The following is a 22,085-nucleotide window of genomic DNA, read 5'->3' as shown; positions in this document are numbered from 1 at the left end:
TCGTTGTAGCTGAGGTCGTAACAGTTGGGTGTTGATCAGTTTTCGTATGCCGGCCGTTGCACGGCAAACCGGTAGCCGGCTCCACGCACGGTTTCGACGTGGCTGTCGTGGCCGGTGGGCTCCAGCGCTTTGCGCAGCCGCCTGATATGTACGTCAACCGTGCGCTCTTCGACGAAGACGTGGTCTCCCCACACTTGATCGAGCAGTTGGGCGCGTGAAAATACCCGCTCGGTGTGGGTCATGAAAAAGTGCAGGAGGCGGAACTCAGTTGGGCCCAACGAGAGGCTTTGGTCATTACCATTAACGCGGTGGGTTGCCGGATCCAGCGTCAGTGTACCTATTTTTATGATGTCGTCGGTAAGCTGGGGGGCGCGTCTTCGCAGAACAGCCTTGATGCGGGCCATGAGTTCCCTGGGCGAGAACGGCTTGGTGATGTAGTCGTCTGCGCCTGCCTCGAGACCTTCGATCTTGTCATGTTCGGCTCCCTTGGCGGTAAGCATGATGACCGGAACCTGGCAGGTACGTTCATCGCTGCGCAACTTCTTGGCCAAGGTGATGCCCGACGCGCCCGGCAGCATCCAGTCCAGCAAGATGAGATCAGGCAGCTCTGCGCGGATCAGAATCTGGGCTTGTTCGGCGTCGTACGCACGCAATACCTTATGGCCGGCGTAGCTCAGATTGACGGAAATCAGTTCCTGAATGGCCGGTTCGTCTTCGATGACTAGGATGGTCGTGCTCATGGCTTCTGGATCTTCTCGGTAAATATCTGGATCGGATGAGGGATTGCATGCCATCTTATGGCTTGAATATTACAGGTTTGTGAATGCTTGACTGAATCTCCGGGGCGGCGTGTGGGCGTTTGCGGTGATTGCGGCTATTTGTCCACCCGGCTCTCTTGTGCCTCTGGTGCGGGTTTCATCTAAAATGGTTGATCCAAGCACCCCAAAGCACCCATGCCATGCAAGATTCAAGCTCCTCCGGCGATTCCGGTAAATCCACCACCCATTTCGGCTTTCAAACCGTCGAAGAGGTTGAAAAGGCGCGTAAGGTGGCAGAGGTCTTTCATTCAGTAGCGGCCAAGTACGACGTCATGAATGATCTGATGTCGGCCGGCCTGCATCGGGCGTGGAAGGCATTTACCATCGCCCGTGCCGACGTTCGCACCGGCATGAAGGTGCTCGACATCGCCGGCGGTACAGGTGATTTGTCCAAGGCGTTTGCCAAGCGGGTGGGCCCCAGCGGTCAGGTGTGGTTGACGGATATCAACGATTCCATGCTGCGAGTGGGGCGCGACCGCATGGTCGATGCGGGCTTGCTTCTGCCCACCGCCGTGTGCGATGCCGAGAAGCTGCCGTTTCAAGACGGCTATTTCGATCGCGTCAGCGTAGCCTTCGGTTTGCGCAACATGACGCACAAAGACCGCGCCCTGGCCGAGATGCGCCGCGTGCTCAAGCCGGGCGGCAAATTGCTTGTGCTTGAGTTCTCTCGTGTTGCCAAACCATTGGCTCCCGCCTACGACTGGTATTCGTTCAATGTGTTGCCTTGGCTGGGCAAGAAGGTGGCCGGCGACGAAGAAAGCTATCGTTATCTGGCCGAGTCCATCCGCATGCATCCCGATCAAGAGACGCTTGTCGACATGATGCGCCATGCCGGGCTGTCGCGGGTACGTTATTTCAACCTGACTGCCGGCCTGGTGGCCTTGCACGAAGGCGTCAACCTGGGCTGACTGCGGCAGTAGTGTATTCGCCTCTTGCATAAGTGGACCCCGCTTTCGCCACGAGGGTGGACGCCGTATTTTCTTCTTGGGCGGCGGCAAAGAGGGTAAAGGAACTTTCTGTTGGGCGAACGATCATAACTACGTTAATATTCAGGTTATCGTAAGTTGTGCGGCCCGGCGGGCTGCTTTCCCACCCGAACCCGTTTTACTTCCTTGCCGGCTTGTTCTTCAGGTCGGGCGGACCACACAGGAGCATTCAATGAATAAACGGTTTTCCCGTTTTATGGCCATGGCCCTAATAGCGATCAGCGCTGTGGGCATGGTGGCTGTTTCCTTCGACGCCGAGGCCCGTCGTTTCGGAGGCGGCAAAAGCTTCGGCAAGCAGTCGTCCCGCGTAACCCAGAATCAGCCTGCGGCTGCGGCGCCGCCTGCAGCCACCACGACGCAACGCAGCGCTTCGTCGGCCGCCGCTCCGGGCGCAGCAGCCGCGGGTACGGCCGCCAGAAGCGGCATGTCGCGTTTTCTCGGGCCTTTGGCCGGCATCGCCGCCGGCTTGGGCATCGCCGCGTTGCTTTCCCATCTTGGGCTGGGCGGCGCCTTTCTCGAAATGATGTCCAGCCTAATCCTCATCGGCCTGGTCATTTTCGCCATCATGTTCATCGTGCGTCGTCTGCGCGGCCCCCGCGCCGCACATCAGTCGGCGGGCGGCATGCGGCGCGAAGGCATGGGCGCATCCGAGTGGTCCCGTCCCGCTTCGGCGCCGGCAGCGGCTCCCGCTCCGATGCCGGCCGCAGAGCCGGCCCCGGTGGCGCAGCAGCCCCAAGAGGGCTGGTTCATCCCGCAGGGCTTCGACACCGCTGCGTTCCTGGCCAATGCCAAGCAGCAGTTCATCGCCATCCAAGGCATCTGGGACAGCGGCGACGTCGACCAATTGGGCGAATACCTTACCGACGACCTGATCGCCGAGTTCCGTCCCCAGGTCCAGGCGCGTGAAGGCCGGCCCGAGCATACCGAGGTCGTGCTGCTCAATGCGGAACTCCTGGGCATCGAGCCGGTTGCGGGCGGCCACCTTGCCAGCGTGCGCTACTCGGGCATGCTGCGTGAAGCGCCCGGCGCCGAGGCGTTCCGCTTCGAAGAGGTCTGGAACCTCTACAAGGCCGACAATGCGGGCTGGCTGTTGGCCGGCATCCAGCAGATTCCGGGTCAGCAGGCAAACTGATCGTCTTTTCGCGGGCCGTTTTGGCGGCGGTGTCCGCGCGCTGTTTCCATCCTGGCACTCCAAATACGCACATCGCGTTATTTGGAGTGTTTTTTCCTGAGTGGAGCTGTCGGCTTCAAATCGCCAAAACCGTTAAACTTAGGGCCTGATACCTTTAATAAGGGCTGCCGCAGCACTGCGGTCTCCGTTCCTCATGCTCGCTTTTCCGCCTTTACCCGCCCCAGCTTCGGTATGCGCCCGTTTGCTCAACAGCTTGTTGCGCCGCGAAGACTGGGCCAAAGAGCGTCTTGAGCGTCACGCGGGCAAGTCGGTGCGTTTTGTGGCCGCTCCATGGCAGATCAGCTTGTCTATCCGGGCCGACGGCTTGGTCGAAGCCTCTGATCAGGCCATTGTTCCCGACGTAACCCTTACCCTGCCCGGCGACAAACTTGCCCAGGTGCCTGCCATATTGCGACGCGGCGATACAGATGAGATAACCGCGCTGCTGCATATCCAGGGCGATGCCGGCTTGGCCCAAGTGGTATCCGAGCTGGCGCGCGGCTTGCGCTGGGATGCAGAAGACGATCTTGCGCGGGTGGTGGGCGATGTGGCGGCGGTGCGCCTGATGGGCGTCGCCCGCGGGCTGGCCAAGGGGGCCGAGCGTTCGGTAACACGAATGGCCGAAAACGTCGGCGAATATCTTGCCGAGGAAAACCCGCAAGTATTGGGGCGGTACGCCTTTGAAGATTGGCGGGGCCGCCTGGATGCCATGGGCCAGCGCCTGCTCCAGCTCGAGCGCCGGGTCGAGCGTTTAGAGCAGTACGGCGTCCGCGCGGGGCGGGCATAACCATGCTTACGCTGTGCCGCCTTGTACGTATTGTCTTAGTTTGTCTGCGCTATCGCCTTGATGAACTGGTGCTTTCCAGCATCAAGCACCCCCTGGCCTACAGCCTGCTGAAAATCGTGCGGTTTGGCCGGCCGCCCCGCATGGCGCGCGGCGTACGCTTGCGCTTGGCGCTCGAAGCCCTGGGGCCTATATTTGTCAAGTTTGGGCAGGTGCTTTCCACTCGTCGCGACCTTATCCCCCTGGACGTCGCCATCGAGCTGGCGTTGTTGCAAGACCGTGTTCCGCCATTCCCTTCCGACCAGGCGGCGGCATCCATCGAGGCAGCCCTGGGGGCTTCGCCCCATACCTTGTTCCAGCATTTTGAGAAGGACCCGGTTGCATCCGCGTCGGTGGCCCAGGTGCATTTTGCCGTAATGCATGACGGGCGCGAGGTAGCGGTGAAAGTATTGCGCCCGGGCATGCTCAAGGTCATCGACAAAGACCTGGCCTTGATGCGTATTTTGGCGGGCATGGTCCAGAGGCTGGTGGCGGACGGCAGGCGACTCAAGCCCCGGGAAGTGGTCGCCGAGTTTGATAAATACCTGCACGACGAACTTGACCTGATGCGCGAGGCCGCCAATTGCAGCCAGCTGCGGCGCAATTTCGGCCCCGATACCGGGCGCCACCATTTGCTGATGGTCCCCGAGGTGGTTTGGGAGCTTACTTCCAACACAGTCTTTACAATGGAGCGGATGCGGGGCATTCCCGTCAGCCAGCTCGACAAGTTGCGTGATGCCGGAGTAGACATCGAGCTGCTGGCGCGCACCGGCGTCGAGATTTTCTTCATGCAGGTATTTACCGACGGATTTTTTCATGCCGACATGCATCCCGGTAATATCTATGTGTCAGACGCTCCCGATACGCTCGGACGCTACATCGCGCTTGATTTCGGCATTGTGGGTTCTTTGTCGGAACACGACAAAAACTATCTTGCGCAAAATTTCCTGGCGTTCTTCAGGCGAGACTACCGGCGAGTGGCGCAGTTGCACATCGAGTCGGGTTGGGTGCCGCCCGAAACGCGCGAAGAAGAGCTTGAAGGCGCGGTGCGTGCGGTGTGCGAGCCTTATTTCGACCGCCCGCTTGCGGAAATATCCCTGGGCCAGGTGCTGATGCGCCTGTTCCAGACCTCGCGGCGCTTCAACGTCGAGATTCAGCCTCAACTGGTACTGCTGCAGAAAACCCTGCTCAACGTTGAGGGAATGGGGCGCGAACTAGACCCCAATCTCGACCTCTGGAAAACTGCCAAACCCTATCTTGAGCGCTGGATGCGAGAGCGGGTGGGTTTTGCGGGCCTGCGCCAGCGCTTGGAACAAGAGGCCGTGCAATGGGGGCAAATGTTGCCTCAACTGCCGCGCCTTACGTACGCAGCGCTTGCCCGGCCCGATGTACAGCCCCGATTGCACGCCGAGCTGCAGCGCTTGCGCAAGGCGCAAGAACACACAAACCGCCTGCTGATCGTGTTCGCTGCAACGGTGGCGGTGGCAATCGGTGTTGCAATTTGGGCACTTGCAGCCCAATGAATTGGGTATTACGCTTTATTGCATGAATTTGTCAAGTTCAAGTTTTATGCTGGCGGGGCAAGACCCGGGCTTGACGATAACGCTTGCGCGGATTTCCCAGCGCAGGTGATTCACGAAAACGAAGAGAGATTCCTATGCTTTATCCTGAATTGTTCAAATCAATGGAAGCGGTGCGCTGGAACATGGGCTCCGATATTCCCTGGGATCAGTTCGAAGCAAGTAAGTTGTCGGACGAGCAGGCCTACACGATCAAGATGAACGCGATCACCGAGTGGGCGGCCTTGCCGGCAACCGAGATGTTCTTGCGCGATAACCGTGATGACAGCGATTTCTGCGCTTTCATGTCGATCTGGTTTTACGAAGAGCAAAAGCACTCTCTGGCCCTGATCGAATACTTGCGGCGCTTCCGCCCCGAGCTGGTTCCCACCGAGGCCGAACTGCATAAAGTGCGCTTCGAGTTCGATCCGGCTCCGGCGCTCGAGACGCTGATGCTGCACTTTTGCGGCGAGATCCGCCTTAACCACTGGTATCGCCGCGCGGCCGACTGGCACAGCGAGCCCGTCATCAAGGCGATCTATAAGATCATCGCTCAAGATGAGGCCCGTCATGCAGGCGCCTACCTGCGCTACATGAAACGCGCCCTTGTGCACCAGGGTCAAGATATCGGACAAACCGCCCGCCTGGCTTTTTCCAAGATCGGCGTTCTGATGGCATCGGCCCATCGCACGCCCCAGGCGCTGCATCCGACGAACCTGCACGTGAACAAAGACATGTTCCCGAACGACACGGTGCAATCGAAGTTGCCCAGCCCGGGCTGGCTGGAAAACTGGCTCGACAACCAGATCTGCTTCGATAAAGAGTGGGAAGGTAAAGTTAGCGCCCGCATCTTGCACAACCTGTCGTTGTTGATGGATTCCACTTTCAATACCGTGCAAGATCTCAACCGCTATCGCAAGAGCCTGACCAAGGGCCAGCCGGCGCCGGCCGGCGCATGAGCGTCCGCTTCGAAGCCAAGGTGCTGACGCGCGAAGATTGCGTCGCCCGGGCCGATGCTTTGGCTCGACCGCTGGTGTTCACCAACGGGGTCTTCGATATTTTGCATCGGGGCCATGCGAGCTATCTTGATGAAGCGGCACAGTTGGGGGCAACCCTGGTGGTTGCGGTCAATACTGATGCCTCGGTGCGGCGTCTCGGAAAAGGCGCCGACCGGCCGCTTAATACTGAAGCCGACCGGGCGGCGCTTCTGGCTGCGTTGGGCTGTGTTTCGTTCGTGACCAGCTTTGATGAAGACACGCCGGCCGAGCTGATCGCCCAGCTGCGGCCCGACATTATCGTGAAGGGCGGCGACTACGACATGCAGGCGCTGCCTGAAACGGCGCTGGTCGAATCGTGGGGTGGTCGCGCGGTGGCGATTCCGTTTAAATTCCAGCGCTCGACTACTGCGCTTGTGCGGAAGATTCGTTCCTAAGGGGTCTTTCTTCCAGCAGCGTGTTGATGGCGACGATGTCTTCGTCGCTTAGGATGCCGCTGGCGGCTTTCAGGCGCAGGCTGTTCATCAGAGTGTCGTAACGGGCCCGGGACAGCGCGCGCCGCGTTTCGTACAGCTGTTGTTGGGCGTTGAGAACATCGATGTTCACCCGCACCCCAAGTTCATATCCCGTACGGTTGGCCTCAAGCGACGCAAGGCTTGATTTCTCGGCTGCGCGTAGAGCCTCGATGCGTGACAGCCCCGAGGTAACACCGGAAAAATACTGCTGCGTCGATTGCACCGCCTGGCGCTTGGCTGCTTCGTGGATATACCGGGTTTGTTGCAGCCTGGAAGTTTGCTCGCGAACTTGCGAGGAAATTTCCCCGCCGCTGAATATGGGTATGGACAGTTGCAGCCCCACTGCGGAATCGAGCGAGCGCGGCCCGCTGCGCTGTCCGTAGATGCCGCGGTCGCTGGCGCTGCCCGTTTGCGCATAGAGGCTTAGCGTGGGGTAGTGGCCGCTTTTGGCGATATCGATCTGTTTTTCGACGATGAGGGTTTCCAGGTGGGCGCGCGCAACGTCAAGGCTGGCTTGGGACGACTGGGCGGTCCAGTCTTCGAGCCGTGCCGGGGAAGGCGGCGGTAAAGAGGTGTCGGAAGCCAGGCCCAACAAAGTACGCGGGCGTTCGCCGATGATTTTGGCGAGTTGGTCTTCGTTCACCTGAAGGGTGTTGCGGGCCTCGATTTCGGAGGCGTTGAGCAGGTCGAGCCGCGAACGGGCTTCGTGGATGTCGGTGACAGTGGTGGCGCCAAGCTGGAAGCCGTGTTCGGCGGCTTCAAGCTGGGTTTCTACGGCTCTTTTCTGGGCCTGGATGGTCTCTAGCGTGTCTTGGCTTGCCAAGACGTCGAAATACGCTTGCGACACCCGCAATATCAAGTCTTGGTAGGCTTGCTGCAAGGCCAGGTCGGCCGAACTGGCAATATATTCGGATTGTCGAAGCTGGCTCCATCTGCCAACGTCGATGACCGGCTGGGTAAGGGTAAGAGCCCACAGTCCGACGCGTTGAGTTTCGTGGTGTTGCATGTTATGGGTGCGTCGCACGTCGACGATTTCCCCGGCTGAATCCAGCGTGACATAAGGCAGCAGCTTGGCGCGAGCCTGGGGGATTCTTTCTTGGTCGGCGTTGCGTCCGGCGCTTGCGGCGGCATAAAGGGGGTCGCGTTGCAGGGCGGCCGCCCAGATTGACAGGAGGTCTTGGGCGGATGCCGGAAGGCAGGCTGCCAAGCACAGTGCCGCGACGAGGTAGCGCATCGGGCTTCGCAGCATCTAAAACTTGAACTGCGACACTGCGGTACCGCGCAGTGGCTTGATGACAGTGTCGAAAACGCCCTCGGTATCGAAGCTGGCGGCGCTGGTGCGTGTGATGCGGCAGGCGGTCATGACGGGTTGTGTGCCGACCACGACGACCATGCGGCCGCCGATGCTTAGCTGGTACTTGAGGGCGTCAGGTACGGTGGGTACGGAACCTGTCAAAAGGATGGCATCGTATTCTGCGGTGCCCCAGCCTGCATGCGCGTCGCCTATCTCGACCTTGACGTTGTCGATCTGGTTACGGCTAAGATTTTCAGAGCCGAAGGCGGCGATGCGGCTGTCAATTTCGATACTGGTAACCTGCTGCGCCAATCGAGCGAGAAGGGCGGCCTGGTAGCCGGAGCCGGTGCCGATCTCGAGCACGCAATCGGTGGGCTCGAGCTGCAGTTCTTGGATCAGCCGTGCTTCAACCTTGGGGGTGAGCATGGTTTCGTGTGTATCGACAGCACTGACGACAAGCGGAAGCTCGACGTCGGAGAACGCCAACGCCCGCATCCGAGGGGGAACGAAGCGCTCGCGGCGCACGTCGAACAGAGCCTGCAGCACCTTGTGGTCTTGCACCAGCCAAGGGCGGATTTGCTGTTCGATCATGTTGAAGCGAGCAAGTTCTGTGTCGGATAGTCCGGTTGCGGTCATAACGTCATGTAAAGAAAGAAGAATGAACTGGTCTCATTGTACCGATTCTGTGTGGTTTGGTTACACCGCGCGGCTTGGCGCGGCCTGCTACCACCATGCGTGGAAATGATGCACCGGACCGTGTCCCGAGCCAACCTGAAGTTTATCCGCATGCTGTATCGCCGTCACTAAATAAGCCTTGGCCTGTTGGGCGGCTTCGGGCAGGTCGCCGGTCTGGGGCAGCAGTGCGGCCAGCGCTGCGGACAGTGTGCAGCCGGTGCCGTGGGTGTTGCGGGTGTCGATACGGCGGCCCGGCAGTTCTATCATGCGGTCGCCATCGTGCAGAACGTCGATGGTGTCGGACCCTGGCAGGTGGCCGCCCTTGAGGAAAACCCAACGCTCGCCCGAGTGGTTGAGCAGGCGGCGCAGCTTTTCTGCGACCCGGCGCATGTCGCGCAGGTTGTCGGCGGCCGAGCTTTGGACCAGTACGCCGGCCTCGGGCAGGTTGGGGGTGAGCACGGTTGCCAGTGGCAACAGGCTTTCTCGCAATTCGTCGATGGCGCTTCGCTCGAGCAGGGCATCGCCGCTTTTGGCGATCATGACCGGGTCAAGCACGATGTGGGCGGGCTTCCAGTGCGCCAGTCTTTCGGCAACGGTGCGTGTGACGGCTTGCTGGCCCAGCATGCCTATTTTGACGGCGTCTATGCGGATGTCGGCAAACAGGGTGTCGATCTGTTGAGCGACAAACTCGTGCGGGACGGGGCTGATCGCTGTGACGCCCTGTGTGTTCTGGGCGGTAAGCGCCGCCACCACTGCCATGCCATAGGCGCCCAGTGCGCTCATGGCCTTGACGTCGGCCAGTACGCCGGCGCCGCCGGACGGGTCTACGCCGGCGATGGAAAGGGTGTTGGGATTCATGTGTTGTTGGATGCGAGTGTCGGGCTGCTAGCGCGACTGGATCAGGCCCTCGGTGGGCGAACTGGGGTCTGCGCTGTAGAACTTTCGTGGCATGCGGCCGGCCAGATGTGCTTCGCGGCCGGCTTCAACGGCTTTTTTCATGGCGCTTGCCATCAGGATTGGATTGCGTGCGCCGGCAATGGCGGTGTTCATCAGGACGCCGTCGCAGCCGAGTTCCATGGCGACGGCGGCATCAGAGGCGGTGCCCACGCCGGCGTCGACGAGCACCGGCACGTTGGATTGGTCGATGATGAGGCGCAGGTTCCAGGGGTTGAGTATTCCCATGCCGGAGCCGATGAGGGAGGCCAGGGGCATGATGGCCACGCAACCGATGTCTTCGAGCATGCGGCACTGGATGGGGTCGTCGGCGCAGTAAACCATGACCTTGAAGCCGTCTTCGACCAGGGTTTTGGCGGCTTGAAGTGTTTCGGGCATGTTGGGGAAGAGGTTGTTCTGATCGCCCAGCACTTCGAGCTTGACGAGGTCGTGGCCGTCGAGCAGCTCGCGCGCCAGGCGCAGGGTGCGAACGGCGTCGTCGGCGGTGTAGCAGCCGGCGGTGTTGGGCAGGATGGTGTACCGGGAGGGGGGCAGGAAGTCGAGCAGGCTGGGCTCGTCGGGATTCTGGCCGATATTGGTGCGCCGGATGGCGACGGTGACGATTTGTGCGCCGCTGGCCTGGATGGCGCTGCGGGTTTCTTCGAAGTCTTTGTATTTTCCGGTGCCGACCAGCAGGCGTGAGGTGTATTCGCGGCCGGCGAGCTTGAAGGTGTCTGTATGAGTCATTTACGAGAGGTGTGGCATTGGGGCGCCGGGATGTCGCGCGATCAGGTTGATGCGGTGCCGGCGTGCCGTATGTGAAAGGTTTGCTGCTGTCAATGTAAAAGGATAATGCATTTGGTGGGGTTTGTGCAGGGTGGGCTTGCTCTCCTGGGAATTGCTGCGGGGGCTGGAGTGCAGCGTGGCGCGTGAATGCTGGGTCTTTAAGGCGGCTCGGGGCGCTCCGGCATTTTGGGCGCCGCTCCCGGCGGCCCGGCTTTGCCGGGCTTCCCTCGCACGCAGGTGGTTTTGGGCGCCCCCCGAACTCGCGGCGTCGGACCGGTGGTCCGACAGGCGTGCCGCTCAGACATGCGGGGGGCTTGCCTCCCAAAACCACCCGCGTGCGAGGCTTGGTCGGACGTCGCCCAAAATGCCGAAGCGCCCCGAGCCTGGAGCTGGGGAAACTTGAAACCTTGAAACTCTGCAAGAGGTGATGGTCCGAGTTCTTGTACCTTGAAACCCTGAAAGAGGCGCTGGACCGTGTTCTTGTTCATGCGGGCCGATGTGCCACGATCCAGTAGCTGAGCGACGGCGGCTCTTTGATCATCGCTTTGACGGGCTGTGCGAGAGCGGCGTTGACGCGAGGGACGGCTTTGGTGAGCTTGGCTACGCCGTACGCTGCAGGGATGCCGCAGTACAGGCACAACCTGCAGATTGAGAAATCCCGAAACTCGAAACTCGAAACTCGAAACCCGAAACCGGAAACCCGAAACCCGAAATGCCGAAATGCCGAAATGCCGAAATGCCGAGACGCCGAGACGCCGAGACGCCGAGACGCCGAAGCGCTGGATATTTGACTGCCGTGCATAGGATAAATAGTTCAGCATTAAAGCTGCTCAACGTTGAGCTTATTGGTGTGTCTGGAGCATGCTTATTCTTCGGGCTGCGTTCTAGTGTGTTCCAAGACGCGGCATATCTCGGTTGTGGCTTCGATCAGCCTTGGGCCTGGACGGAAGAGGGCATCCGGGTTGATGCCGTACAGATGGGTGCCTGCGGCGGGGGTGAGGCCTAGTTTGGCCCAGCGGTCTTTGGCCCGTTGTTCTTGCAGGGGGGTCGTGCCGGCGATGAGTATGACCTGGGGATGCTTTTGCAGGACATGTTCGGGGCCCAGTGGTAGCGCTGCCAAGCGGCTGTTGTCGAAGATGTTGACGCCGCCGCAGATGCGTAGGGCGTCGTTCAGCATGGTGTCGTGGCCGACTGCGTACAAGGGCGTGTGGCCAATTTCTATGAAGACTCGTAGTGCTGGTCGATTGGCGTATTGGTTTTCCAGTGCATGAAGGGTTGTGCGCAGGGTGTCGGCTTTGCGGCTTGCGTGTTGGGGGGTGCCCAGGCGGCTGCCCAGTTTTTCGATCTGGTCGGGGATGTCGGCGATTCGATCAGGGGCGACGAGCGCGAGAGGGATGCCCATGCTTTGCAATAGTGGGGCCAGGGCGGCGACGGCGCCGGTGTGTTGCCAGGCCAGCACCAGGTCGGGCTTCAGGCGGATCAGCGCTTCAGCGTTGACGCTGGCTGCGCCATCTCCGATTTTGGGCAGGTTGCGGGCGTCGGGGGGGTAATTGCTGCTGACTACGGTGCCGACCAGGGCGTGGCCGGCGCCGGCGGCGAACACCATTTCGGTGATGTGCGGGGCCAGTGTCACGACGCGGGAGGGGGGCGCGGCGCTTTGCGCCCAGGCCGGCGTCATGGCCGGCATGCAGGCGGCCATCAGGACGCACAACGCCGCTCTACGGATCAAGGGGAAAGGTCTGTGTCTTGTCCTCTTTCGACATTTTCCTGAAGTATGGAATGCCGGTTTCGCTGGGTTGTCCGCGCCACGGCCAGTCTTTATGAGACGGGAAACGAGCGAAGCGTGGCGCGGAGATTGCATGGTTTTACATCTTCACGGCCAGGTTCACGAATACGTTGGAACCGGGCATGTTGTAGCCGTGGGCGTTGGCGTAATCCTTGTCCAGCACGTTGTTCCAGCGTACCTGCACCGCCACCGACGGCGAGAAGGCATAGGAGGCCGTCAGGTCGAGCAGGCCGTAGCCGCCCAGGCGGACGGTGTTGGTTGAGTCGTCGTAGCGATGGCCGGTGAACTGGTACTGGGCGCCCAGGTCGAGCTGGCCGATGCGGTGCTGGGCGCCGATGCGGTAGACATGCTTGGCGCGCCGGCTCAGCCGCAAGCCGGTTTCGTCGTCCCGCGCATCGAGGTAGTCGTAGCCGCCGTGCAGGCTGGTGTTCCCCCAATGGCGGCTGGCGGTCAGGTTGACGCCGCGCAGGGTGGCGGAGTCGATGTTCTGCATTATCCAGTTTTCGTCGGCGTTGATGAGGTTGCGCACCTTGTTGCGGTAGGCCGTCAAGCCCAGCTCGTACTCTTCCGAGGTATAGCGCAGGCTCGCTTCGATGTTGCGGGCCTTTTCGGGTTGAAGGTCGGGGTTGGCGCTCCAGGGGCCGTACAGCTCTCTCATGGTGGGCATCTTGAAGCCGGTGTTGCCCGCGACGCCCACGCGCCAGCCGGGCGCGATGTCGTAGTCGTAGGCCAGCGAGCCGGTGGCCTGGCTGCCGTGGCCCGAGATATTGTCGTTGCGCACGCTGGCCTGTACGTGATGCCGGTCGAAATGCCCCCGCCAGATTAAGTTGGCGGAATTCGTGTCGCGTCGATCATGCTCAAAGAAGTCGGAACTGCGGATTCTCTCTTCCAATCGTTCCAGTATCAGCGAAAGGTCTTGCTGTTCGTTCAGTTTCAGGTTGTTCTGCCAAGCATAGCTGCGTTGCAGGCTGGTGTAGAAGTTCGACCAATCGGGCGTGAGCGACTCCCCTGTCTCCTTGGTCAGGCCGAATCGCAGCACGCTTTGCCAGCGGTCGGTGATCTGGTCGGTGCTGGTCAGGGTATAGGCTTGTTGGCGGGTGACGGTCAGGGCGGGGTGGGTTCCCCATTCGTCGTAGTCGCCGTTGATATAGCTGTTGTAGGCGGTAAGGTTTACATGATGGCCCGGCTTCCAGCGGTAGCCTAGCGAACCCGAGAAGCTGTGCTGGTGATAGCCATCGTTATCGGGGTGGTAGTAGCCGAAGCGTTCTGCCGGGTTCGTGGCGCTGTAGCCGTTGCTGCCGGCCATGCCGGCGGAGAACGCGTAGTTCCAGCCGTCTTGTGCGCCCGAGAGGCCGGCGTTGGACTTGAACGTGCCGTAGGAACCGGCGCCGAAGTTGCCGTAGGCGCTCAAGGGCTGGTCGCCCTCGGCTTGGCGGGTAATGACATTCACCACACCGCCGATGGCGTCCGAGCCATACAGGCTGCTGGCGGCTCCGCGCAATATTTCGACGCGCTCGATCGTGGCCGGGTTCAGGGCGTTCCAGTTGGCGTACCCGCCTATCGAGCTGTTGATGCGTACGCCGTCGATCAGCACCAGGGTCTGGTTGGAGTTGGCTCCGCGCAGGAAAATGCTGTTGAGGGTCTGGGGGCCGCCGTAATCGTCGTACTGGATGCCGTGGTGGCGGGACAGGATCTGGGCCAGGCTATTTTGGCCGGCTTGCGCGAGTTCTTCCCGGCCGATCACCGTGACATCGCCAACGACGTCGGCCTGCGCCTGTGCGATGCGGCCTGGGGTGACAACGATGGTATCGAGCTGGGACGTGTTTTGGGCGTAGAGGGACGCCGGGGCGATACAGAAGGAAAGTGCGGCCAAGGCGCGCGCCCGAGAGGTTTTGTTCATAATGATGCCAGAGCTGGGCGTGCGTCCCCGCACGCCTAGAGAGGCTCTGATTGGCTCGAGCGGTAAGCCTGCGCCCGGGTTCGGGACGGGATGCAGGCGTCTCGCGACGAGTTGTTCAGAGCTTCCTGGAGGAATAAACCACTGCGCCGTTGACAGGCTGTGCGTCTGCAAAGGGGGCGGCAATGGGCTCATGGAAGGCTGGTGTCGGGCTGGTGTTGTGACACGGTACCGTTGCGGGGGCAGCACAGATTGCGCGAGGCGTCTTGAGCGACGCCATTGCGGTCTGTTTCCCATTGAACTTTCGCAGCACAGAGGCCGGACCAAGCGGCCGCCGAGCCGAAAGCACCTTCTGGCGGAAATTTACCACGACAAGCCGGCCGCCGCTTTAGCGCGAGGATTGCACATGTATAAGATGAATTTTGTTCATGTTGTAGTCTCGGCGCGGCTTTCCAGCCGTGTTCACTGGCGGCTGAGGGTGGTTTCGAGCCTGTCCAGAGGTGTAAGCCGATACAATGGCCCATCGATTTTCAGCCGCTGAATTTCGCTGATTCCAGCCGTTTTGGCGCTTGCCCCCCAGTTTTCTGCTCATCGTCTTTAGGTAAATCTCCGCGTGTCTTTTCCTGCCTTGCCCTATCCCCTGTCTTCCTACACTCGTGGCGCCGATTTCGTGCGTTTATTGGCATCGCGCATGCTGATACTGGACGGCGCCATGGGCACGATGATCCAGCAGGAGAAGCTCACCGAACTGCAGTTCCGGGGCGAGCGATTTGCCGAGCATCCCAAGGACGTCAAGGGCAACAACGAGCTGTTGTCGTTGGTGCGGCCCGATCTGGTCCTGAATATTCACCGCCAGTATCTTGAGGCGGGGGCGGACGTCATTGAAACCAATACCTTCGGCGCCACGTCCATAGCGCAAGGCGACTACGGCCTGGCGGACATCGCCTACGAGCTGAATCTGGAATCGGCGCGTCTTGCGCGTCAAGCCTGTGACGAGTTCAGCGCGCCTGACCGCCCGCGTTTCGTTGCCGGCGCTTTGGGCCCGCAGCCGAAGACGGCGTCGATTTCGCCCGACGTCAACGACCCGGCTGCGCGCAATGTAACGTTCGAAGAGCTGCGCGTGGCCTATACCGAGCAGTTGAATGGCTTGCTGGACGGCGGCATTGACATCGTGCTGCTCGAAACCATTTTCGACACGCTGAACGCCAAGGCTGCCATCTTCGCGATCGAAAGCGTTTTTGAAGAGCGGGGAGTGCGCCTGCCCGTGATGGTCTCCGGCACGGTCACCGATGCATCGGGACGCATCCTTTCGGGGCAAACAGTCGAAGCGTTCTGGAATTCGGTGCGGCATGCCCGCCCGGTCACCATCGGCCTTAACTGCGCGCTGGGCGCGGCGTTGATGCGGCCTTACGTTGCAGAGCTGTCCAAAATCTGTGATACCTATTTGTGTGTCTATCCCAACGCAGGCCTGCCTAACCCCATGGCCGAAACAGGCTTCGACGAAACGCCCGAGGATACTTCGTCGTTGCTTGAGGAATTCGCCCGTGCCGGCCTGGTCAATATGGTGGGCGGCTGTTGCGGCACCACGCCCGACCACATTCGGGCCATTGCCGAAAGAACTGCCCATTTGCCGGTGCGTGAAGTGCCTGTGGTGCCGGTGCGTACGCGCTTGTCGGGGCTCGAGGCCCTTAACCTGGATGCGGATTCGCTGTTTATCAACGTGGGGGAGCGCACCAACGCCACCGGCAGCAAGATGTTCCTGCGCCTGATCCGCGAAGAAAAGTACGAAGAGGCGCTGGCCGTGGCGCGCCAGCAGGTGGAAAACGGCGCACAGATTATCGATATCAACATGGATGAGGCGATGCTTGATTCGGCCGCATGCATGCATCGCTTCCTGAACCTGGTGGCATCCGAACCCGACATTGCGCGTGTTCCCATCATGGTCGACAGTTCAAAGTGGGAGGTCATCGAGACCGGCCTGCGCTGTATCCAGGGCAAGCCGGTCGTCAACTCGATCTCCATGAAAGAGGGTGTCGACGCGTTTTTGGAGCACGCCCGGCTGTGCCGCAAGTACGGCGCCGCGGTGGTGGTGATGGCCTTCGACGAAAAGGGCCAGGCCGATACTTTGCAGCGGCGCAAAGAAATATGCGGTGAAGCCTATAGGTTGCTGGTTGAGGAAGTGGGCTTTCCGCCCGAAGACATTATTTTCGACCCCAACGTGTTCGCCATCGCCACAGGCATCGACGAACACAATCATTATGCGATGGACTTCATCGACGCGGTGGGCTGGATCACCCAGAACTTGCCGCATGCGCGTATCTCAGGCGGCATCTCGAACGTCAGCTTCTCGTTCCGGGGCAATGAGCCGGTGCGCGAAGCCATTCATACGGTGTTTCTGTATTACGCCATTCAGCAAGGCCTGACGATGGGTATCGTCAACGCCGGCCAACTGGGTGTTTATCAAGACATCGACAAGACCCTGCGCGACCTCGTCGAAGATGTGGTGCTGGACCGCGCCGAGCCCGTCGGCCGTACAGATCCGAACGATGAACGAACCAGCACGGAACGCTTGGTCGAGTTTGCCGATACCGTCAAAGGTTCCGGCATGCGCAAGGAAGAAGACCTTAGCTGGCGCGAGAATTCGGTTGAACAACGCATTACGCATGCCTTGGTCAACGGCATCACGACCTTCATCGTCGAAGATACCGAAGAGGTACGGCAAAAAATCTTTGATCAAGGCGGACGCCCCATCCAAGTGATCGAAGGGCCGTTGATGGACGGCATGAATGTCGTGGGCGACTTGTTCGGCGCGGGCAAGATGTTTCTTCCCCAGGTCGTCAAGTCGGCGCGTGTGATGAAGCAGGCCGTATCCCATCTGGTGCCCTTCATCGAAGAGGAAAAACGCCAGATCGCCGCAGCGGGCGGAGACGTGCGCGCCAAGGGCAAAATCGTTATTGCGACTGTTAAAGGAGACGTCCACGACATCGGCAAGAACATCGTCACCGTCGTGTTGCAGTGCAACAACTTCGAGGTCGTGAACATGGGGGTGATGGTGCCCTGTGCGGATATCCTGGCCAAGGCCAAGGAAGAAGGAGCCGACATGGTGGGCTTGTCGGGCCTGATCACGCCCAGTCTTGAAGAAATGGCCTACGTGGCCTCCGAGATGCAGCGCGACGACTATTTCCGTAGCCGCAATATGCCTTTGCTGGTGGGCGGCGCCACCACGAGCCGCGTTCACACCGCAGTCAAGATCGCCCCCCACTACGAGGGTCCTGTTATCTATGTGCCCGATGCCAGCCGCTCGGTAGGCGTGGCCACCAACCTGATGTCCGATTCGTGCGACGCCTACTTGGCCGAGGTTGCCGAGGAATACGAGCTGGTGCGCAAGCGCCACGCCAACCGAAAAGAGACCCCGTTGGTCAGTCTTGAAGAGGCGCGTTCCGGGCGGCCCGCGATCGACTGGACAAACTACGTGCCTCCCCGGCCCAAGTTCATCGGTCGGCGCACTTTCGCCAACTACGATCTGGCCGAGATCGCACGCTATATAGACTGGACGCCCTTCTTCCAGACGTGGAGCTTGTTTGGCCAGTACCCGGCCATCTTGCAGGACAAGATCGTGGGCGAGCAGGCGGTCAAGCTGTTCGAAGAGGGTCAGGCCATGCTGCGCAAGATCATCGATGGGCGTTGGCTGAAGGCCGGCGGGGTGGTGGCGTTTTATCCGGCCAATACGGTCAATGACGAAGACATCGAAATCTACCGCGACGAGTCGCGTTCCGAGGTGTTGTTCACGTGGCGCAACGTACGCCAGCAGACGGTAAAACGCGAAGGCGTGGACAACAAATGCCTGGCCGATTACATTGCCCCCAAGGACACCGGCATCGCCGACTACATCGGCATGTTCGCCGTAACGGGCGGCCTGGGCATCGAGAAGCACGACAAAGCTTTCCTTGATGACAACGACGATTACTCCAGCATCATGCTCAAGGCGCTGGCTGATCGTTTCGCCGAGGGGTTTGCCGAATGCCTGCATGCGCGGGTTCGGCGCGACCTATGGGGCTACGTGCCCGACGAGGCGCTGGAAAACGCCGATATCATCGCCGAGAAATACCAGGGCATACGGCCCGCGCCGGGCTATCCGGCTTGCCCGGAGCACGTGGTGAAAAAAGACATGTTCCTGCATATGCAACCCGAAGAGATCGGCATGCAGCTTACCGACGGCTACGCGATGTACCCGGCTTCGAGCGTGTCGGGCTTTTATTTCAGCCACCCTCAGTCGCAGTATTTCAACGTCGGCCATATCGGGCCCGATCAGTTGCAGGACTACGTCAAGCGCAGCGGGCGCGACGAAGACGATGTGCGGCGCAGTTTGGCCGGCGTCCTGCGCTAACGGTTCGATAGGGAGCCAGGCATGGTCGCGCCGGAAGACAACCCTGATACTCCCCAACAGGCCGCGCGTCCCGCCGAGGGGCAGGCCCGATCCGTGCGCCGGGCGGCCTTGGGTGATTTCCTGCGCAGCGTGCGGGCCCGCATTACGCCCGAAAGCGTCGGCCTGCCATCAGGCATGCGGCGACGCACCCCTGGCCTGCGCCGCGAAGAGGTCGCCCAGCTAGGAGGCATCAGTGTTACCTGGTATACCTGGATAGAGCAGGGCCGCGACGTTTCCGTGTCTCCCACAGTGTGGGCGCGGCTAGCCAATGTGCTGCACCTTACCCGGGCCGAACGCCATTATCTGTTTGAGCTGGCCGAATGCGCCGACCCCGAGCATGGCGGCGACCTGATCGATCCGCTTCCCGAGGGGCTGGAAGACTGCGTGCACAGCATTATTGCCCCGGCCTACGTGCTGGACCGATGCTGGAACGTGCTGTCGCGCAACGAGGCCATGCTGCACCTGTTCGACGGCTGGCCCGACCGGGTCAAGAACCCCAATCTGCTGCACTACATTTTTCTTGATCCCGCCGCGCAGCAACTTGTGGTCGACTGGGAATCTCGCGCGCGGCGGGTGGTGGCCGAATTCCGCGCCGACGTGGCGGCCTACGCCGATGAGCCCGACGTGCGTGAAATGATCGATGGCCTGCTCAACGATAGCCCGGTGTTCGCGCATTGGTGGCGCCGTCAGGCGGTGGTCGAGCGCGAGGGAGGCAGCCGCGAGTTTCGCCACCCCGACCAAGGTGTGCTGAGTTATCGCCAGATAACGTTCCGTTCGGCGATAAGGCCCGACTGCAAGCTTGTCATGCTGATGAGCGGTTAAGGCATCATTTTTTGCGCTGTGTGCGCAGATGCTGGGCGACGTTGTCGGGCAGGCGCATGAACGAGAACATCGACAGGCATGCCATCACGCCCAGAATCATGAAAGCCCAAAAAGTATCTATGGGCTCCAGTTGCTCGGCGCCACGCCAGCTCATGCTCAAGTTCAAAACCAGCGCTGCGCCGCCCACCCCAAGGCTGATGGCCAGTTGCTGCATCATGGAGGAAAAACTGCTGGCCCGGCTCATTTCCGGTGAACCCAGATCGGCATAGGTTAGCGTGTTGACGGCGGTAAATTGCAAGGAGCGGGAGATGCCTCCAATGAGCAACACGCCGATCATGATCCAGATCGGCGTGTTTGCGTTGAACAGGCCGCAGACCATGACCAGGGCGCCGGCCAGTACGGCGTTGACCACCAACACCCGCTTGAAGCCGAAACGGCTGATCACAGGTGTGGCCACCAGCTTCATCAGCAGGGCGCCGGCCGCACTGCTGAAAGTGATGAGCCCGGCAGCGAACGGAGACATGCCGAACCCCACCTGAAGCATCATGGCCAGTAGAAACGGTGAGGCCCCCACCGTCAGCCGGCACAGGTTGCCGCCCAGCGTGGCTATGGCGAAGCTGCGCACCTTCAGCAGGGACAGGTCCACGATGGGGTGTTCGTGGTGCTTCGCGTGCCAAATGTACAGCAGCCCGCAAGCCAGGCCCACGCCCAGCAACGACAGGACTTGACCGCGCGACGTGTCGCTGTGGCCGATGGATTCGAACCCCGACACCAGGCAGGCCAGGCAGACACCGCTAAGGATGAACCCGCGCCAATCGAGCTTTGCCGCATCTTCGGGGATGTCGGCGCTGATGTAGCGCAGCACCAACGCGATTCCCAGCATGCCCACCGGAATGTTGATCAGGAATATCCAGTGCCAGGATGCGTAGGTGACTAAAAACCCTCCCAGCGGAGGCCCCACGATCGGGCCCAGCAGAGCCGGCATGGACAGGAAGGTCATGGCACGCAACAACTCGGCTTTGGGTGTCATGCGAAGCAGCAGCACCCGGCCCACCGGCACCATCATGGCCCCGGCCACGCCTTGCAAGGTGCGCGCCACGACCAATTGCGGCAGATTGTGCGCAAGGGCGCAAGCCACCGAACTGACGGTGAACATCATGATGGCGGTCATGAAGACCTTGCGGGCCCCGAAGCGGTCGGCGGCCCATCCGCTGATCGGAACAAACACGGCCAAGGCCAGCAGATAGCTGGTGATCGCCACGTTCATCTTGACGGGAGTGGTGCCCAGGGCTTGGGCCATGACGGGCAGGGCGGTCGCGACAACCGTGGAATCAAGCATCTGCATGAACAGCGCGCAGCCAACTATGAAGGGAATCATGCGAATGGCCGCCCGTTCGTGTGCCGAACGGGGTGCGGGCGGGGAAGCTGGGATGTCTGACGCCATCCCGGCATTCTAACTTTGTTCGACTGCGTTAAACTCGGGGTTGACGTTCAATATAGCGACACGACGCATATGGCCAGGCATTACGAATCCGAGATCACCCAATTCCTTAATGAGTACAAGCGCCGGCACAGCGATACCGAGCAGCGCCAGCGCGAAGGCCGCGCTCTTTTATGGGACAAAAACCTCGACCCCGAACTGCTCGAAAACTATCGGGCCGGGCGGCTTTGCCAACCTCCCTATGTCTATCAGACCGACGATCTGCATTAGTAAATTCAGTAAATGACCGCGTCTGTTTCGGCCGATGATCTCAATGCGCTGGTCGATCCGCGGGTCGACAGCACACCCGACGTCGTCGACAGCGTGGCGCTGGCGCGCCTATACGGCGAACCCCTGTTCTCGCTTCCCCAAGACCTTTACATTCCCCCCGACGCGCTTGAGGTTTTCCTGGAGACCTTCCAGGGCCCGCTCGACCTGCTGCTATATCTGATCCGCAAGCAGAATTTCAATGTGCTCGACATTCCCATGGCCGAGGTTACTCAGCAATATTTGTCGTATGTCGAGCAGATTCGCGACCAGAACCTTGAGCTGGCGGGCGAATACCTGTTGATGGCCGCGCTGCTGATCGAAATCAAATCGCGCATGCTGCTGCCGGTTAAAAACACCGATACCGGCGAAGAGCCTGACGACCCTCGCGCCGAGCTGGTGCGTCGCTTGCTTGAATACGAACAAATGAAGCTGGCCGCCCAGAAGCTCGACCAACTGCCTCGGTTGGGCCGAGATTTCCAGCGTAGCCAGGCGCTGATGGACTTGCGCGTCGAACGGGCTTTGCCGCAGGTCGACGCCAACGACCTCAGGCAGGCATGGGCGGACATCATGCGTCGCGCTCGGCTCAACGCTCATCATCGCATCACGCGCGAGCAGCTTTCGGTGCGCGATCACATGAGTCAAATCCTGCGCCGCCTGGCCGACGTGCGGTTCATGGAGTTTTCCGAGCTGTTCAGCGAGCGGGTGCAGCAAGGAGACGCCGTGGCGGTCATCGTTGTGCACTTCCTGGCCATGCTCGAGCTCTCTCGCGAATCGCTGCTCGAGATCACGCAGGCAGAACCCTACGCGCCCATCTACGTGCGCTTGTCATATACGGCGGCAGCTGCCTGA

The 22,085-nt window shown here is 60.7% G+C and carries 18 protein-coding genes and 1 riboswitch; of the genes, 10 read left to right on the top strand and 8 right to left on the bottom strand.

The annotated features are described in order from the left end of the window. Positions 1 to 35: 35 nt before the first annotated feature. Positions 36 to 740 carry a phosphate regulon transcriptional regulator PhoB gene (gene phoB, locus ACIY1O_RS04760; protein WP_397473938.1) on the bottom strand — a complete coding sequence of 235 codons (705 nt, stop codon included), beginning with the start codon at positions 738 to 740 and terminating at the stop codon, positions 36 to 38. Between the two features lie 218 nt (positions 741 to 958). Here phoB and ubiE point away from each other — a divergent pair, with 218 nt between their 5' ends. From ubiE to rfaE2, 6 genes are all read left to right on the top strand, one after another. Continuing rightward, positions 959 to 1,726 carry a bifunctional demethylmenaquinone methyltransferase/2-methoxy-6-polyprenyl-1,4-benzoquinol methylase UbiE gene (gene ubiE, locus ACIY1O_RS04755; RefSeq protein WP_397473937.1) on the top strand — a complete coding sequence of 256 codons (768 nt, stop codon included), beginning with the start codon at positions 959 to 961 and terminating at the stop codon, positions 1,724 to 1,726. Positions 1,727 to 1,976: 250 nt separating this feature from the next. Then, positions 1,977 to 2,936 (top strand): Tim44 domain-containing protein, encoded by a 960-nt coding sequence (locus ACIY1O_RS04750; RefSeq protein ID WP_397473936.1) that lies wholly within the window; start codon positions 1,977 to 1,979, stop codon positions 2,934 to 2,936. A 193-nt stretch (positions 2,937 to 3,129) separates the two neighbouring features. Next, a complete protein-coding gene (locus ACIY1O_RS04745; RefSeq protein WP_397473935.1) occupies positions 3,130 to 3,762 on the top strand; it encodes a ubiquinone biosynthesis accessory factor UbiJ in 633 nt (210 codons plus the stop codon). Positions 3,763 to 3,764: 2 nt separating this feature from the next. Beyond that, entirely contained in the window at positions 3,765 to 5,321 is a 1,557-nt protein-coding gene (ubiB, locus tag ACIY1O_RS04740) for a ubiquinone biosynthesis regulatory protein kinase UbiB (RefSeq protein WP_397473934.1), read from the top strand. A gap of 134 nt (positions 5,322 to 5,455) precedes the next feature. Continuing rightward, on the top strand, positions 5,456 to 6,316 hold the full coding sequence (locus ACIY1O_RS04735) for a ferritin family protein (RefSeq protein ID WP_397473933.1): 861 nt from the start codon (positions 5,456 to 5,458) through the stop codon (positions 6,314 to 6,316). Continuing rightward, positions 6,313 to 6,789, top strand: coding sequence for a D-glycero-beta-D-manno-heptose 1-phosphate adenylyltransferase (gene rfaE2 / locus ACIY1O_RS04730; protein WP_397473932.1), 477 nt, complete (start codon positions 6,313 to 6,315; stop codon positions 6,787 to 6,789). The genes ACIY1O_RS04735 and rfaE2 overlap by 4 nt, the downstream gene beginning before the upstream one ends. Here the strand turns inward: rfaE2 and ACIY1O_RS04725 are convergent. The 6 genes from ACIY1O_RS04725 to ACIY1O_RS04700 form a co-directional block, all read right to left on the bottom strand. After that, positions 6,758 to 8,101 carry a TolC family outer membrane protein gene (locus ACIY1O_RS04725; RefSeq protein WP_397473931.1) on the bottom strand — a complete coding sequence of 448 codons (1,344 nt, stop codon included), beginning with the start codon at positions 8,099 to 8,101 and terminating at the stop codon, positions 6,758 to 6,760. The genes rfaE2 and ACIY1O_RS04725 overlap by 32 nt on opposite strands. A gap of 15 nt (positions 8,102 to 8,116) precedes the next feature. Continuing rightward, positions 8,117 to 8,797, bottom strand: coding sequence for a protein-L-isoaspartate O-methyltransferase family protein (locus tag ACIY1O_RS04720; RefSeq protein ID WP_397473930.1), 681 nt, complete (start codon positions 8,795 to 8,797; stop codon positions 8,117 to 8,119). An 87-nt stretch (positions 8,798 to 8,884) separates the two neighbouring features. Further along, the gene (thiD, locus tag ACIY1O_RS04715; protein ID WP_397473929.1) at positions 8,885 to 9,694 is read right to left on the bottom strand and encodes a bifunctional hydroxymethylpyrimidine kinase/phosphomethylpyrimidine kinase; all 810 of its coding nucleotides are present in this window, start codon (positions 9,692 to 9,694) and stop codon (positions 8,885 to 8,887) included. A 27-nt stretch (positions 9,695 to 9,721) separates the two neighbouring features. After that, on the bottom strand, positions 9,722 to 10,516 hold the full coding sequence (locus ACIY1O_RS04710) for a thiazole synthase (RefSeq protein ID WP_397473928.1): 795 nt from the start codon (positions 10,514 to 10,516) through the stop codon (positions 9,722 to 9,724). Positions 10,517 to 11,420: 904 nt separating this feature from the next. Further along, positions 11,421 to 12,284 (bottom strand): helical backbone metal receptor, encoded by an 864-nt coding sequence (locus ACIY1O_RS04705; protein WP_397473927.1) that lies wholly within the window; start codon positions 12,282 to 12,284, stop codon positions 11,421 to 11,423. Between the two features lie 136 nt (positions 12,285 to 12,420). Beyond that, positions 12,421 to 14,241, bottom strand: coding sequence for a TonB-dependent receptor plug domain-containing protein (locus tag ACIY1O_RS04700; protein WP_397473926.1), 1,821 nt, complete (start codon positions 14,239 to 14,241; stop codon positions 12,421 to 12,423). 193 nt (positions 14,242 to 14,434) lie between these two features. Continuing rightward, positions 14,435 to 14,591, bottom strand: a riboswitch (cobalamin riboswitch). Positions 14,592 to 14,851: 260 nt separating this feature from the next. Between ACIY1O_RS04700 and metH the strand changes: the two genes are divergently transcribed. Both metH and ACIY1O_RS04690 read left to right on the top strand, forming a co-directional pair. Further along, positions 14,852 to 18,625, top strand: coding sequence for a methionine synthase (gene metH / locus ACIY1O_RS04695; protein ID WP_397473925.1), 3,774 nt, complete (start codon positions 14,852 to 14,854; stop codon positions 18,623 to 18,625). Positions 18,626 to 18,646: 21 nt separating this feature from the next. Beyond that, a complete protein-coding gene (locus tag ACIY1O_RS04690) occupies positions 18,647 to 19,486 on the top strand; it encodes a helix-turn-helix transcriptional regulator (RefSeq protein ID WP_397473924.1) in 840 nt (279 codons plus the stop codon). A gap of 4 nt (positions 19,487 to 19,490) precedes the next feature. Here the strand turns inward: ACIY1O_RS04690 and ACIY1O_RS04685 are convergent, their stop codons facing one another. Next, entirely contained in the window at positions 19,491 to 20,864 is a 1,374-nt protein-coding gene (locus tag ACIY1O_RS04685; RefSeq protein ID WP_397473923.1) for a DHA2 family efflux MFS transporter permease subunit, read from the bottom strand. Positions 20,865 to 20,999: 135 nt separating this feature from the next. Between ACIY1O_RS04685 and ACIY1O_RS04680 the strand changes: the two genes are divergently transcribed. Then, positions 21,000 to 21,197, top strand: a complete 198-nt coding sequence (locus tag ACIY1O_RS04680; protein WP_397473922.1) for a DUF3460 family protein — start codon at positions 21,000 to 21,002, stop codon at positions 21,195 to 21,197. 12 nt (positions 21,198 to 21,209) lie between these two features. After that, positions 21,210 to 22,085 (top strand): segregation and condensation protein A, encoded by an 876-nt coding sequence (locus ACIY1O_RS04675; protein ID WP_397473921.1) that lies wholly within the window; start codon positions 21,210 to 21,212, stop codon positions 22,083 to 22,085.

It is taken from the genome of Pusillimonas sp. (assembly GCF_044464525.1).
Taxonomy (GTDB): domain Bacteria; phylum Pseudomonadota; class Gammaproteobacteria; order Burkholderiales; family Burkholderiaceae_B; genus Pusillimonas.
The sequence above is the reverse complement of the archived record's forward strand: the minus strand, read 5'-3'. Positions and strand labels throughout refer to the sequence as shown.

Coding starts and splice junctions, on each gene's coding strand:
- phoB (WP_397473938.1), bottom strand. CDS start 740: ATGAGCACGACCATCCTAGTCATCGAAGACGAACCGGCCATTCAGGAA.
- ubiE (WP_397473937.1), top strand. CDS start 959: ATGCAAGATTCAAGCTCCTCCGGCGATTCCGGTAAATCCACCACCCAT.
- ACIY1O_RS04750 (WP_397473936.1), top strand. CDS start 1,977: ATGAATAAACGGTTTTCCCGTTTTATGGCCATGGCCCTAATAGCGATC.
- ACIY1O_RS04745 (WP_397473935.1), top strand. CDS start 3,130: ATGCTCGCTTTTCCGCCTTTACCCGCCCCAGCTTCGGTATGCGCCCGT.
- ubiB (WP_397473934.1), top strand. CDS start 3,765: ATGCTTACGCTGTGCCGCCTTGTACGTATTGTCTTAGTTTGTCTGCGC.
- ACIY1O_RS04735 (WP_397473933.1), top strand. CDS start 5,456: ATGCTTTATCCTGAATTGTTCAAATCAATGGAAGCGGTGCGCTGGAAC.
- rfaE2 (WP_397473932.1), top strand. CDS start 6,313: ATGAGCGTCCGCTTCGAAGCCAAGGTGCTGACGCGCGAAGATTGCGTC.
- ACIY1O_RS04725 (WP_397473931.1), bottom strand. CDS start 8,101: ATGCGCTACCTCGTCGCGGCACTGTGCTTGGCAGCCTGCCTTCCGGCA.
- ACIY1O_RS04720 (WP_397473930.1), bottom strand. CDS start 8,797: ATGACCGCAACCGGACTATCCGACACAGAACTTGCTCGCTTCAACATG.
- thiD (WP_397473929.1), bottom strand. CDS start 9,694: ATGAATCCCAACACCCTTTCCATCGCCGGCGTAGACCCGTCCGGCGGC.
- ACIY1O_RS04710 (WP_397473928.1), bottom strand. CDS start 10,516: ATGACTCATACAGACACCTTCAAGCTCGCCGGCCGCGAATACACCTCA.
- ACIY1O_RS04700 (WP_397473926.1), bottom strand. CDS start 14,241: ATGAACAAAACCTCTCGGGCGCGCGCCTTGGCCGCACTTTCCTTCTGT.
- ACIY1O_RS04690 (WP_397473924.1), top strand. CDS start 18,647: ATGGTCGCGCCGGAAGACAACCCTGATACTCCCCAACAGGCCGCGCGT.
- ACIY1O_RS04685 (WP_397473923.1), bottom strand. CDS start 20,864: ATGATTCCCTTCATAGTTGGCTGCGCGCTGTTCATGCAGATGCTTGAT.
- ACIY1O_RS04680 (WP_397473922.1), top strand. CDS start 21,000: ATGGCCAGGCATTACGAATCCGAGATCACCCAATTCCTTAATGAGTAC.
- ACIY1O_RS04675 (WP_397473921.1), top strand. CDS start 21,210: ATGACCGCGTCTGTTTCGGCCGATGATCTCAATGCGCTGGTCGATCCG.